At 62.3% G+C, this 12807-nt stretch carries 12 protein-coding genes; all 12 read left to right on the top strand.

Annotation, left to right across the window (positions count from 1 at the left end; genetic code table 11):
- The first annotated feature begins 14 nt into the window (after positions 1-14).
- From nuoE to GTP77_RS09460, 12 genes are read left to right on the top strand one after another with little or no spacing between them, the layout of a single operon-like run.
- Entirely contained in the window at positions 15-503 is a 489-nt protein-coding gene (gene nuoE / locus GTP77_RS09515) for an NADH-quinone oxidoreductase subunit NuoE (RefSeq protein ID WP_161071939.1), read from the top strand.
- Complete coding sequence (nuoF, locus tag GTP77_RS09510; protein WP_161071938.1) at positions 500-1795, top strand: NADH-quinone oxidoreductase subunit NuoF; 1296 nt, start codon at positions 500-502, stop codon at positions 1793-1795. Before nuoE ends, nuoF begins: the two co-directional genes overlap by 4 nt.
- Positions 1796-1812: 17 nt before the next feature.
- Positions 1813-4143: an NADH-quinone oxidoreductase subunit NuoG gene (nuoG, locus tag GTP77_RS09505; protein ID WP_161071937.1), complete on the top strand. Its 2331-nt coding sequence runs from the start codon at positions 1813-1815 to the stop codon at positions 4141-4143.
- Positions 4143-5225, top strand: coding sequence for an NADH-quinone oxidoreductase subunit NuoH (gene nuoH, locus GTP77_RS09500; RefSeq protein WP_161071936.1), 1083 nt, complete (start codon positions 4143-4145; stop codon positions 5223-5225). Before nuoG ends, nuoH begins: the two co-directional genes overlap by 1 nt.
- A 9-nt stretch (positions 5226-5234) precedes the next feature.
- Positions 5235-5723 carry an NADH-quinone oxidoreductase subunit NuoI gene (gene nuoI / locus GTP77_RS09495; protein ID WP_056397264.1) on the top strand — a complete coding sequence of 163 codons (489 nt, stop codon included), beginning with the start codon at positions 5235-5237 and terminating at the stop codon, positions 5721-5723.
- Between the two features lie 28 nt (positions 5724-5751).
- Positions 5752-6384 carry an NADH-quinone oxidoreductase subunit J gene (locus tag GTP77_RS09490; RefSeq protein WP_161071935.1) on the top strand — a complete coding sequence of 211 codons (633 nt, stop codon included), beginning with the start codon at positions 5752-5754 and terminating at the stop codon, positions 6382-6384.
- Positions 6381-6689, top strand: coding sequence for an NADH-quinone oxidoreductase subunit NuoK (nuoK, locus tag GTP77_RS09485; RefSeq protein WP_008450334.1), 309 nt, complete (start codon positions 6381-6383; stop codon positions 6687-6689). The genes GTP77_RS09490 and nuoK overlap by 4 nt, the downstream gene beginning before the upstream one ends.
- A 36-nt stretch (positions 6690-6725) precedes the next feature.
- Positions 6726-8810, top strand: coding sequence for an NADH-quinone oxidoreductase subunit L (gene nuoL, locus GTP77_RS09480; protein ID WP_161071934.1), 2085 nt, complete (start codon positions 6726-6728; stop codon positions 8808-8810).
- A gap of 37 nt (positions 8811-8847) precedes the next feature.
- Positions 8848-10329: an NADH-quinone oxidoreductase subunit M gene (locus GTP77_RS09475; RefSeq protein WP_161071933.1), complete on the top strand. Its 1482-nt coding sequence runs from the start codon at positions 8848-8850 to the stop codon at positions 10327-10329.
- A gap of 22 nt (positions 10330-10351) precedes the next feature.
- Positions 10352-11857, top strand: a complete 1506-nt coding sequence (gene nuoN / locus GTP77_RS09470; protein WP_161071932.1) for an NADH-quinone oxidoreductase subunit NuoN — start codon at positions 10352-10354, stop codon at positions 11855-11857.
- On the top strand, positions 11857-12210 hold the full coding sequence (locus GTP77_RS09465) for a DUF2818 family protein (RefSeq protein ID WP_161071931.1): 354 nt from the start codon (positions 11857-11859) through the stop codon (positions 12208-12210). The genes nuoN and GTP77_RS09465 overlap by 1 nt, the downstream gene beginning before the upstream one ends.
- A 36-nt stretch (positions 12211-12246) precedes the next feature.
- Complete coding sequence (locus GTP77_RS09460; RefSeq protein ID WP_161071930.1) at positions 12247-12804, top strand: NUDIX domain-containing protein; 558 nt, start codon at positions 12247-12249, stop codon at positions 12802-12804.
- Positions 12805-12807 lie beyond the last annotated feature (3 nt).

Genomic DNA, 12807 nt, shown 5'->3' with positions numbered 1-12807 from the left:
GAGAGGCAAAGAGAATGTTGTTATCAGAGCAGTGCTATAAAAAAATTGACCGCGAACTGGCCAAGTATCCGGACGACCAGCGCCAATCGGCCGTGATGGCCGCGCTGGCCCACGCCCAGGTTGAACTGGGCTGGGTGTCGACCGATGTGATGCAGGAACTGGCCGACTACATCCGCATGCCGGCCATCGCCGTGCAGGAAGTGGCTACTTTCTACAATATGTACAACACCAAGCCGGTCGGCAAGCACAAGATCACCGTGTGCACCAACCTGCCGTGCGCCCTGTCGGGCGGCGAGCGCGCTGCGCACCACCTGAAGCAGAAGCTGGGCATCGACTACCGCGACACCACCGAAGACGGCGAATTCACGCTGATGGAAGGCGAGTGCATGGGCGCCTGCGGCGACGCGCCGGTGCTGCTGGTGAACAACCACCGCATGTGCTCCTTCATGAGCAACGACAAGATCGACGCGCTGGTGGTGGAACTGAAGGAAGCTAACAAATGACCAGTCTGCACGACCGTCACATCAAGCCGCTGATCCTGAAGGATCTGAACGGCGACAACTGGCACCTGGCCGACTACGTGAAACGTGGCGGCTATTCGGCGCTGCGCCGCATCATCGAAGAGAAGATCGCGCCCGAAGCCATCATCGCCGACCTGAAAACCTCCGGCCTGCGCGGCCGCGGCGGCGCGGGTTTCCCGACCGGCCTGAAGTGGAGCTTCATGCCGCGCCAGTTCCCGGGCCAGAAGTACCTCGTCTGCAATACAGATGAGGGCGAGCCGGGCACCTTCAAGGACCGCGACATCATGCGCTACAATCCGCATGCACTGATCGAGGGCATGGCCATCGGCGCTTACGCCATGGGCATCACGGTGGGCTACAACTACATCCACGGCGAAATCTTCGCCGAGTACCTGCGCTTTGAAGAAGCGCTGGAAGAGGCGCGCGCCGCCGGCTTCCTGGGCGACAAGATCATGGGCAGCGAGTTCAGCTTCCAGCTGCACGCGCACCACGGCTACGGCGCCTACATCTGCGGCGAGGAAACCGCGCTGCTGGAATCGCTGGAAGGCAAAAAAGGCCAGCCGCGCTTCAAGCCGCCTTTCCCTGCGTCGTTCGGCCTGTACGGCAAGCCGACCACCATCAACAACACGGAAACCTTCGCCGCTGTTCCCTTCATCCTGAACATGGGTCCGGAGAACTACCTGGCGCTGGGCAAGCCGAACAACGGCGGCACCAAGATCTTCTCGATCTCGGGCGACGTCGAGCGTCCGGGCAACTACGAAGTCCCGCTGGGCACCCCCTTCGCCGAGTTCCTGGAACTGGCCGGCGGCATGCGCGGCGGCAAGAAGATCAAGGCGGTCATCCCCGGCGGCTCCTCGGCCCCGGTGGTGCGCGGCGAACTGATGATGCAAACCGATCTGGACTATGACTCGATCGCCAAGGCCGGCTCCATGCTCGGTTCGGGCGCCATCATCGTCATGGACGAGACGCGCTGCATGGTCAAGGCGCTGGAGCGCTTGTCCTACTTCTACTTCGAAGAATCGTGCGGTCAGTGCACCCCATGCCGCGAAGGCACGGGCTGGATGTACCGCGTGGTCCACCGCATCGAGAACGGCCAGGGCCGTCCGGAAGATCTGGACCTGCTGAACTCGGTCGCCGACAACATCCAGGGCCGCACCATCTGCGCTCTGGGCGATGCCGCCGCGATGCCGGTACGCGCCTTCGTCAAGCAATTCCGCGAAGAATTTGAATATCACGTCGAGCACAAGCATTGCTTGGTGCCCGCTTACCTCTAAGCTGCGTAACGATCACCATGGTTGAAATCGAAATAGACGGCAAGAAAGTCGAAGTCCCTGCTGGTAGCATGGTGATGGACGCTGCCAACAAATTGGGAACCTACATCCCGCACTTCTGCTATCACAAGAAATTGTCGATCGCAGCGAACTGCCGCATGTGCCTGGTCGAAGTGGAAAAGGCGCCCAAGCCTTTGCCCGCTTGCGCCACGCCCGTGTCCGCCGGCATGATCGTGCGCTCCGCCAGCGACAAGGCTGTGCAGGCGCAGAAGTCCGTGATGGAATTCCTGCTGATTAACCACCCGCTGGACTGCCCGATCTGCGATCAGGGCGGCGAATGCCAGCTGCAGGACTTGGCCGTGGGCTACGGCAAGGGCGAATCGCGCTACCAGGAAGACAAGCGCGTGGTCACGCCCAAGCAGGCCGGCCCGCTGGTGTCCATGCAGGAAATGGCGCGCTGCATCCAGTGCACCCGCTGCGTGCGTTTCGGCCAGGAAGTGGCCGGCGTGATGGAGCTGGGCATGGTGGGCCGCGGCGAACACTCGGAAATCACCAGCTTCGTCGGCGAAGCGGTCAGCTCCGAAATGTCCGGCAACATGATCGACCTGTGCCCGGTGGGCGCACTGACGTCCAAGCCTTTCCGCTACAGCGCCCGTACCTGGGAACTGTCGCGCCGCAAATCGGTCTCGCCGCACGACTCGCTGGGCGCCAACCTGGTGGTCCAGGTCAAGGCTGGCAAGGTCATGCGCGTGCTGCCGCTGGAAAACGACGCGGTCAACGAATGCTGGATCTCCGATAAAGACCGTTTCTCCTACGAAGCGCTGGACAGCGCCGAACGCCTGACCCAGCCCATGCTGAAGCAAGGCGGCGAGTGGAAAGAAGTGGATTGGCAGACCGCGCTGGAATACGTGGCGCACGGCCTGAAAAACATCAAGCATGAACACGGCGCCGACGCGATCGCGTCCTACGCGACCGCGCATTCGACCACCGAAGAACTGCACCTGCTGCAAAAGCTGACCCGTTCGCTGGGTTCCGAGCACGTGGACTTCCGCCTGCGCCAGAGCGACTTCGCGCTGGACGGCCAGGTGTCGCCATGGCTGGGCATGCCGGTTGCCGACGTGACGTCGCTGCAGCGCGTGTTCGTCATCGGCTCCTTCCTGCGCAAGGATCACCCTCTGCTGGCAACCCGCATCCGCGCCGCCGTCAAATCGGGCGCCAAGCTGTCCGTGCTGAACGGCACCGCAGACGACAGCCTGATCAACGTGGCAAACCAGATCACCGCCGCGCCGTCGGACTGGCTGGCCGCGCTGTCGCAAGTCGTTGTGGCCGTGGCCGCCGCGAAAGAAGTGGCCGCTCCCGCAGGCTTCGAAGGCATTGAAGCTTCGGACGCCGCCAAGGGCATCGCTGCTTCGCTGCTGTCCGGCGAGCGCAAGGCCGTCTTCCTGGGCAACGCCGCCGCCGCGCATCCGCAAGCGTCCGCGCTGCACGCCGCCGCGCAGTGGATCGCCGAACAGACCGGCGCCAAGCTGGGCTACCTGGTGGAAGCCGCCAACACCGTGGGCGGCTACCTGGCCAACGCCACCGCGAAAAGCGCCGCTCCTGCGTTCTCCGCACCGAAGAAAGCCTATCTGCTGCTGAACGCGGAACCGGAACTGGATGCGGCCAACCCGCAAACGGCCGCCGCCGCGCTGAAGCAGGCCGAGATGGTCGTCGTGCTGTCCGCCTTCAAGCATGGCATGGACCACGCCGACGTGCTGCTGCCGATTTCGCCGTTCACCGAAACCTCCGGCACCTTCGTCAACGCCGAAGGCCGCGCGCAAAGCTTCAACGCCACCGTCAAGCCGCTGGGCGAAACCCGTCCGGGCTGGAAAGTGCTGCGCGTACTGGGCAACATCCTGGGCCTGTCCGGTTTCGACTACGACACCTCGGAAGCGATCCGCGACGAGCTGCTGGGCAAGGGCGTGACCGACCTGTCGGGCAAGCTGAACAACGTGTCCAAGCAAGCTGTCGCCGCCGCCAAGTTCGGCACCGCCGGTTCGCTGGAGCGCCTGGCCGACGTGCCTATCCACTTCGCCGACGCCATCGCGCGCCGTTCCGGTCCGCTGCTGGCCACCATCGACGGCGCCGCCCCCGTGGCGCGCATCTCGGTGGCGACCGCCGCCTCGCTGGGCGTCAAGGCCGGCGACAAAGTGACCGTGACCCAGGGCAGTGGTACTGCCGTGCTGGAAGCCGTGATCGACGCTGGCCTGGCGGCCAATGTGGTCCGCGTGCCGGCCGCGCATGAGTCGACCGCCAAGCTGGGCGCCATGTTCGGCGCCATCACCGTAGCCAAAGCAGGGGAGGCCAAGTAATGGCGCTGGAATTCGTCAACACCATCACCACCAACGGCTCGGCTCTGCTGGGTCCGCAAGTGTGGTTCTTTGTCTGGACCATGATCAAGCTGCTGTGCGTGCTGCTGCCGCTGATGGGCCTGGTCGCTTACGCCACCCTGTGGGAGCGCAAGCTGATCGGCTGGATCCAGATCCGTATCGGCCCTAACCGCGTCGGTCCCGGCGGCCTGCTGCAGCCTATCGCCGACGCGCTGAAACTGCTGCTCAAAGAGATCGTTATTCCGAGCAAGGCCGCCAAAGGCCTGTTCGTGATCGGTCCCGTGATGACCATCATGCCGGCGCTGGCCGCCTGGTCGGTGGTGCCTTTCGGTCCGGAAGCCGTGCTGGCCAACGTGAACGCGGGCCTGCTGCTGCTGCTGGCGATCACCTCGATGGAGGTGTACGGCATCATCATCGCCGGCTGGTCGTCCAACTCGAAATACTCCTTCATGGGCGCCATGCGCGCCTCGGCCCAGATGATCTCCTACGAGATCCCGATGGGCTTCGTGATGGTGGTGATCCTGATGGTATCGGGCTCGCTGAACTTCATCGACATCGTCCAGGGCCAGGAAAAGGGCCAGATGGTGGAGATGGGCATGAACTTCCTGTCGTGGAACTGGCTGCCGCTGCTGCCGCTGTTCGTGATCTACCTGACCTCCGGCCTGGCCGAGACCAACCGCCACCCGTTCGATGTGGTGGAAGGCGAGTCGGAAATCGTGGCCGGCCACATGGTGGAATACTCGGGCATGTCCTACGCCATGTTCATGCTGGCCGAATACGCCAACATGATCCTGGTCGGCGTGCTGGCCGCCATCATGTTCCTGGGCGGCTGGGCTGCACCGTTCAAGTTCCTGGAGTTCGGCGGCGGTTTCGGCGGTTTCTTCTGGCTGTTCGCGAAAACCTTCGCCATCGTCTCGATCTTCATCTGGGTGCGCGGTACCTTCCCACGCTACCGCTATGACCAGATCATGCGTCTGGGCTGGAAAGTCTTCATCCCGCTGACCCTGGTCTGGCTGGTGCTGGTAGCAGGCGTGATCAATTCGCCGTGGAATATTTGGAAGTAAGGAAGCGACATGGAAAAAGTTAAAGACTTCTTCGGCAGCCTGATGCTGTCGGAACTGATCAAAGGCATGGCCCTGACGGGCAAGTACATGTTTGCCCGCAAGATCACGGTGCAGTACCCGGAAGAGAAGACGCCGATGTCGCCGCGCTTCCGCGGCCTGCATGCGCTGCGCCGCTACCCCAACGGGGAAGAGCGCTGCATCGCCTGCAAGCTGTGCGAAGCGGTGTGCCCGGCCATGGCCATCACGATCGAATCGGAACAGCGCGACGACGGCTCGCGCCGCACCACGCGCTATGACATCGATCTGACCAAGTGCATCTTCTGCGGCTTCTGCGAAGAATCCTGCCCGGTGGACTCCATCGTGGAAACCCACGTGCTGGAATACCACGGCGAGAAGCGCGGCGATCTGTACTACACCAAAGAGATGCTGCTGGCAGTGGGCGACCGCTACGAAGCCGACATCGCCGCCAACCGCGAAGCGGATGCAGCGTACCGCTGATCGCCACCGATACTGATCTGGACTACAAATGGACTTTACAACCATTCTTTTCTACGTGTTCTCCGCCATCCTCGTGCTGGCGTCGATCCGCGTAATCACGGCCCCGAACCCGGTTCAGGCCGCGCTGTTCCTGGTGCTGGCCTTCTTCCAGGCGGCCGGCATCTGGATGCTGCTCAAAGCTGAATTCCTCTCCATCGTGCTGGTGCTGGTGTATGTCGGCGCCGTGATGGTGCTGTTCCTGTTCGTGGTGATGATGCTGGACATCCACGTGGCCAAGCTGCGCGAAGGCTTCTGGGGCTACCTGCCCATCGCCGGCGTGATCGGCGGCATCATCGTGCTGGAAATGGCGTCGGTGATCTGGCGCTCCTTCGGCATCAACGGCGCCACCGCGCCGGAAGCGGCCGGCCACATCGGCTCGACCAAGGCGCTGGGCATGCTGATCTACACCAAGTACATCTACGCCTTCGAAATCGCGGCCGTGGTGCTGCTGGTGGCGATTATCGCCGCCGTGGCGCTGACCCTGCGCAAGCGCAAGGACATCAAGTACTTCGATCCTGCTGACGCTGTGCGCGTCAAGCGCAACGACCGCCTGCGCATCGTCAAGATGAAGGCGACCGCCCGCGACGCGGCAACGAACGTAGCACCGAAGGAGGCTCAATGACTTTATCTCTGGCTCACTACCTGGTCCTGGGCGCGATCCTGTTCGCGATCTCGATCGTCGGTATTTTCCTGAACCGCAAGAACATCATCGTCCTGCTGATGGCCATCGAACTGATGCTGCTGGCAGTGAACATGAATTTCATCGCCTTCTCGCACTACCTTGGCGACGCGGCCGGGCAGATCTTCGTCTTCTTCATTCTGACCGTGGCGGCTGCCGAATCGGCAATCGGCCTGGCGATCCTGGTGGTGATGTTCCGTAACCTGGACACCATCAACGTGGAAGACCTGGACAGCCTCAAAGGCTGAGTTAACAACCTCGAATAATAAACATTAAGGTTCATCATGACGGGGCTTAACCCTAACCTCCTTTTGGCTGTACCGCTGGCTCCGCTGGCGGGCTCAGCAATTGCGGGCCTGCTCGGCACCAAATTCTTCGGCAACGTAGTTGGCCGAAAAGTGGCAACCACTGCGACCATCCTGGGCGTGCTGATTGCATTCATTATTTCCTTCCAGACCCTGCTCGCAGTGCTGGACGGCGCATCCTACAACGGCGATGTGTACCGCTGGATGACCGTGGCCGGCGTGAAGCTGGCCGTGGGCTTCCAGGTCGACGCGCTGACGGCCATGATGATGAACGTGGTGACCTTCGTGTCGCTGATGGTTCACATCTACACCATCGGCTACATGAAGGACGACGAAGGCTATAACCGCTTCTTCTCCTACATCTCGCTGTTCACGTTCTCGATGCTGATGCTGGTCATGTCCAACAACTTCCTGCAGCTGTTCTTCGGCTGGGAAGCAGTGGGCCTGGTTTCCTACCTGCTGATCGGTTTCTGGTACACCCGTCCAACCGCGATCTTCGCCAACATGAAGGCCTTCCTGGTCAACCGCGTGGGCGACTTCGGCTTCATCCTGGGCATCGGCCTGCTGCTGGCCTACGCCGGCACCATGGACTACCAGGAAGTGTTCGCCAAGAAGGACGCACTGGCGCTGCTGCACCTGCCGGGCACCGACTGGATGCTGCTGAGCGTGGCCTGTATCTGCCTGTTCATCGGCGCCATGGGCAAATCGGCCCAGTTCCCGCTGCACGTGTGGCTGCCGGACTCGATGGAAGGTCCAACCCCGATCTCCGCGCTGATCCACGCCGCAACCATGGTTACCGCAGGCATCTTCATGGTGACCCGCATGTCGCCGCTGTTCGAGCTGTCGGACACCGCGCTGTCCTTCGTGCTGGTGATCGGTTCGATTACCGCGCTGTTCATGGGCTTCCTGGGCATTATCCAGAACGACATCAAGCGCGTGGTGGCTTACTCCACGCTGTCGCAGCTGGGCTATATGACCGTGGCGCTGGGCGCTTCGGCCTACTCGGTGGCCGTGTTCCACCTGATGACGCACGCGTTCTTCAAGGCACTGCTGTTCCTGGGCGCCGGTTCGGTCATCATCGGCATGCACCACGACCAGGACATCCGCAACATGGGCGGCCTGCGCAAGTACATGCCGATCACCTGGTTCACCTCGCTGCTGGGTTCCCTGGCGCTGATCGGTACGCCGCTGTTCTCGGGCTTCTACTCGAAGGATTCGATCATCGAAGCCGTGCATGAAACCCATATCTGGGGTGCAGGCTTTGCGAACTTCGCCGTGCTGGCCGGCGTGTTCGTGACCGCGTTCTACTCCTTCCGCATGTACTTCCTGGTGTTCCACGGCGAAGAGCGTTTCGGCAAGGCCCACGCGCACGAAGCACATGGCCATGATGCGCATGCTCCCGCCGCGGCCCACGCCGCGCACGACGACCACGGTCACGACGACCATGACGAGCACGAGCACCACGGCCTGGCGCCGGGCGAGAAACCGCACGAGTCCCCATTCGTGGTCTGGTTCCCGCTGGTGATGCTGGCGATTCCGTCGGTCCTGATCGGCTACTTCACCATTGCACCTATGCTGCATGGCGACTTCTTCAAAGGCGTGATCACCATCGGCGAGAACCACAAGGCGATGGAAATCCTGACCGAAGAATTCCACGGCGCCTGGGCCATGGCCGTGCATTCGCTGACTTCGCTGCCACTGTGGCTGGCCATCGCCGGCGTTGCGACCGCGTACTACTGCTACATGATCAATCCACGCGTACCGGCCTGGTTCTACGCCAAGTTCAAGGCGATCCACACCCTGCTGGACAACAAGTACTACATGGACAAGTTCAACCAGGCAGTGTTCGCCGGCGGCGCGCGCGTGCTGGGCAACGGCCTGTGGCAAGTGGGCGACCGTACCCTGATCGACGGCCTGGTGGTGAACGGCAGTGCAAAAGTGGTGGCGTGGTTCTCCTCGCTGACCCGCCTGGCGCAGACCGGCTACATCTACCACTATGCGTTCGTGATGATCCTGGGCATTGTCGGTTTCCTGGTCTACTTCCTGCCGTTTTGGCACGCTTAACAGCTGACACGCAACTAGAAAAAAGATACAGTCAACAATGAATAATCTTCCTTACTTGAGCCTTTCGATCTGGATGCCGATACTGGCAGGCCTGATCGTGCTGGCTACCGGGCGCGATTCGCGCGCCGGCATGGTGCGTGTCATGGCCCTGATCGGCTCCATCGTTTCGCTGCTGCCGACGCTGCCGCTGATCTCGCATTTCGACAACGCCGCCCACGGCATGCAGTTCGTCGAGAAGTCGCCGTGGATCGAGCGCTTCAACATCTTCTACTCGCTGGGCATCGACGGCCTGTCGCTGTGGTTCGTGCCGCTGACCGCCTTCATCACCATCATCGTGGTGATCTCGGCCTGGGAAGTGATCCAGGAACGCGTGGCGCAATACATGGGCGCCTTCCTGATCCTGTCCGGCCTGATGATCGGTGTCTTCACCGCCACCGACGGCCTGCTGTTCTACTTCTTCTTTGAAGCCACGCTGATCCCGATGTACATCATCATCGGCGTGTGGGGCGGCGCGAACCGCATTTACGCGTCGTTCAAGTTCTTCCTGTACACCTTCTTTGGCTCGCTGCTGACGCTGGTCGCCATCATCTACCTGTACAACAAGACCGGCAGCTTCAGCGTGCTGGACTGGCATGCGGCCAAGCTGACGATGAACGAGCAGATCGCCATCTTCTTCGCCTTCTTCATGGCCTTCGCCGTGAAAGTGCCGATGTTCCCGGTCCACACCTGGCTGCCGGACGTCCACGTGGAAGCGCCGACCGGCGGTTCCGCCGTGCTGGCCGCCATCATGCTGAAACTGGGCGCATATGGTTTTCTCCGATTCTCGCTGCCTATCGTGCCGGACGCATCGCGCGAACTGGCCTGGTTCGTGATCGGCCTGTCGCTGATCGCCGTGGTCTACATCGGCCTGGTGGCGCTGGTGCAGAAGGACATGAAAAAGCTGGTTGCTTACTCGTCGATCGCCCACATGGGCTTCGTCACGCTGGGCTTCTTCATGTTCAACGACATGTCGGTGCAGGGCGGCATCGTGCAGATGATTTCGCACGGCTTCATCTCCGGCGCCATGTTCCTGTGCATCGGTGTGCTGTATGACCGCGCCCACTCGCGCAACATCGCCGACTACGGCGGCGTGGTGAACAAGATGCCGAAATTCGCCGCCTTCTTCATCCTGTTCTCGATGGCCAACTGCGGCCTGCCAGCGACCTCCGGTTTCGTGGGCGAGTTCATGGTGATCCTGGGCGCGGTGCAGTTCAACTTCGTGACCGGCATCGTGGCTGCTTCGGCGCTGATCTGGGGCGCGGCGTACTCGCTGTGGATGGCCAAGCGCGTGATCTTCGGCAAAGTGACCAACCACCACGTGGCGGAACTGACCGACATCAACGGCCGCGAGTTCCTGATGCTGGGCATCCTGGCAATCGCTGTGCTGGTGATGGGCCTGTACCCGGCGCCATTCACCGACACCATGCAAACCTCGGTGGCCGACCTGCTCAAGCATGTCGCGCAGACCAAGCTGCCATAAGAAATAAACGGGAAAGCTCTACATGAATCCAATCACTCAGGCCACCCACGTGGCCACACTGGCGCCGCTCTCCGCCGAGATCTTCCTGCTGGTGGCCGCCTCGGCCATCCTGCTGATCGATATGTTCCTCGGTGAGAGCAAGCGCGGCATCACCTACGTGCTCTCGCTGCTGACGCTGGCGGGCTGCGCGGTGTTCTCCTTCGCCGACTTCAACGCCGGCACCACGGTGTACGCCTTCAACGACATGTTCATCTCGGACCCGATGGCGAACCTGCTGAAGATCGCGTCCTACGTGGCCGTGGCGCTGACGCTGATCTACTCCCGCCAGTACGCGCACCAGCGCGGCATGCTGGGCGGCGAGCTGGGCGGCGAGTTCTACGTGCTGGCGCTGTTCGCGCTGCTGGGCCAGATGGTCATGATCTCGGGTAACAACTTCCTGTCGATCTACCTGGGCCTGGAACTGATGTCGCTGTCGCTGTACGCCCTGGTGGCGCTGCGCCGCAACCACGCGCAATCGACCGAAGCGGCCATGAAGTACTTCATCCTGGGCGCGCTGGCTTCCGGCTTCCTGCTGTATGGCATCTCGATGCTGTACGGCGCCACCGGCACCATGGAACTGAACGCCGTGGCCGCGAAAGCCGCCGACGGCACCATCAAGCCTGCCATCCTGGTGTTCGGCCTGGTGTTCGTGGTTGCCGGCCTGGCCTTCAAACTGGGCGCCGTGCCGTTCCACATGTGGGTACCGGACGTGTACCAGGGCTCGCCGACGCCGGTGACCCTGCTGCTGGGCGCCGCGCCCAAGCTGGCGACGTTCGCCATTTGCGTGCGCCTGCTGGTGGAAGGCCTGCTGCCTATGGCTAACGACTGGCAGCAGATGCTGATGATACTGGCCGTGCTGTCGCTGGGCATCGGCAACCTGACCGCGATCGCGCAGACCAACCTGAAGCGCATGCTGGCGTACTCGACCATCGCGCAAATGGGCTTCGTGCTGCTGGGCCTGCTGGCCGGCGTAACCGGCGTGGACAAGAGCAACGCCGCCGCTGCCTACAGCGCCGCGATGTACTACTCCATCGTCTACGTGCTGACCACGCTGGGCAGCTTCGGCCTGATCATGGTGCTGTCGCGCGCCGGCTTCGAGGCCGACGAGCTGAACGACTTCAAGGGCCTGAGCAAGCGTTCGCCCTGGTACGCGCTGATCATGTCCATCATGATGTTCTCGCTGGCCGGCGTACCGCCGCTGGTGGGCTTTGCCGCCAAGTTCTCGGTCCTGCAATCCGTGCTGCACACCGGCGCCGTATGGCTGACCGTGCTGGCCGTGATGTTCTCGCTGATCGGCGCGTTCTACTACCTGCGCGTTGTGAAAGTGATGTGGTTCGACGAGCCTGCAGACACCGCGCCGCTGGCCGTGAACGCCGACACCAGCCTGGTGCTGGGCCTGAACGCGCTGGCCGTGGTGGGCATGGGCATGATTCCGGGCCCGCTGCTGAACGCCTGCCTGGACGCCATGCGCAAGACCCTGGCGGCCTGATGGATATTGGCGCCTCCAGCTGGCTGGTCATCCTGCTCGCGGTTGCGGGCGCCAATCTGCCTTTCTTCAACGACAAGGTATTCGCAGTTATTCCGGTCAAGGCCGCGCTCACCTCGGGCGCGCCTTCGGCCAGCCGGCGCGCCGGTTCCTCCCCGCACAAGACCTTCCTGGTGCGGCTGGCGGAACTGGCCGTGCTGTACTTCCTGGTAGGCGGCGTGGCCGTGCTGCTGGAAGGCCGCATCGGCACCGTGTTCCCGCAATCGTGGGAGTTCTACGCCATCTCCGCCTGCCTGTTCATCGTGCTGGCCTTCCCCGGTTTCGTCCTGCGCTACCTGTACAAGCCCCGTCACTGATACACTGCGGTTTCTGTCTCAGCAAGAGGAGGGCGCATGGATGCGCACCTGAAAGAAACCAAGATCGACGGCGGCCTGGCCTATGACGGCTATTTCCTCAAAGTCCACAAAGACCGCGTAACGCTACCGGATGGCAAGCCCACCGGCCGCGAATACATCAAGCACCCCGGCGCGGTGGTGATCATTCCCGTACTCGACGACGGCCGCGTGCTGCTGGAACGCCAGTTCCGCTATCCGCTCGACCGCGTATTCATCGAACTCCCCGCAGGCAAGAAAGACGCCGGCGAGACCGCGCTCGAGGGCGCCAAGCGCGAGCTGGAGGAAGAAACCGGCTATACAGCCAGCGACTGGCAGTTCGTCTGCACCATCCACAACGCCATCGCCTACTCGGACGAGCACCTGGACATCTTCCTGGCGCGCGGGCTGACCGCCGGCCCGCCCAAGCTGGACGAGGGCGAGTTCGTGGAAACCATGGCCGTGAGCGTGGAGCAGATGCTCGACTGGGTGCGCAGCGGCGAGATCACGGACGTGAAAACCATGATAGGCGCGTTCTGGCTGGAGAAAATCTTGGCCGGAGCGTGGCAGCCGGGCTGAGCG

This window comes from Pseudoduganella aquatica (assembly GCF_009857595.1).
GTDB lineage: Bacteria > Pseudomonadota > Gammaproteobacteria > Burkholderiales > Burkholderiaceae_D > Rugamonas > Rugamonas aquatica_A.
The sequence above is the reverse complement of the archived record's forward strand: the minus strand, read 5'-3'. Positions and strand labels throughout refer to the sequence as shown.

Coding starts and splice junctions, on each gene's coding strand:
- nuoL (WP_161071934.1), top strand. CDS start 6,726: ATGACGGGGCTTAACCCTAACCTCCTTTTGGCTGTACCGCTGGCTCCG.
- nuoG (WP_161071937.1), top strand. CDS start 1,813: ATGGTTGAAATCGAAATAGACGGCAAGAAAGTCGAAGTCCCTGCTGGT.
- GTP77_RS09490 (WP_161071935.1), top strand. CDS start 5,752: ATGGACTTTACAACCATTCTTTTCTACGTGTTCTCCGCCATCCTCGTG.
- GTP77_RS09465 (WP_161071931.1), top strand. CDS start 11,857: ATGGATATTGGCGCCTCCAGCTGGCTGGTCATCCTGCTCGCGGTTGCG.
- nuoI (WP_056397264.1), top strand. CDS start 5,235: ATGGAAAAAGTTAAAGACTTCTTCGGCAGCCTGATGCTGTCGGAACTG.
- nuoN (WP_161071932.1), top strand. CDS start 10,352: ATGAATCCAATCACTCAGGCCACCCACGTGGCCACACTGGCGCCGCTC.
- nuoK (WP_008450334.1), top strand. CDS start 6,381: ATGACTTTATCTCTGGCTCACTACCTGGTCCTGGGCGCGATCCTGTTC.
- GTP77_RS09475 (WP_161071933.1), top strand. CDS start 8,848: ATGAATAATCTTCCTTACTTGAGCCTTTCGATCTGGATGCCGATACTG.
- nuoF (WP_161071938.1), top strand. CDS start 500: ATGACCAGTCTGCACGACCGTCACATCAAGCCGCTGATCCTGAAGGAT.
- nuoH (WP_161071936.1), top strand. CDS start 4,143: ATGGCGCTGGAATTCGTCAACACCATCACCACCAACGGCTCGGCTCTG.
- GTP77_RS09460 (WP_161071930.1), top strand. CDS start 12,247: ATGGATGCGCACCTGAAAGAAACCAAGATCGACGGCGGCCTGGCCTAT.
- nuoE (WP_161071939.1), top strand. CDS start 15: ATGTTGTTATCAGAGCAGTGCTATAAAAAAATTGACCGCGAACTGGCC.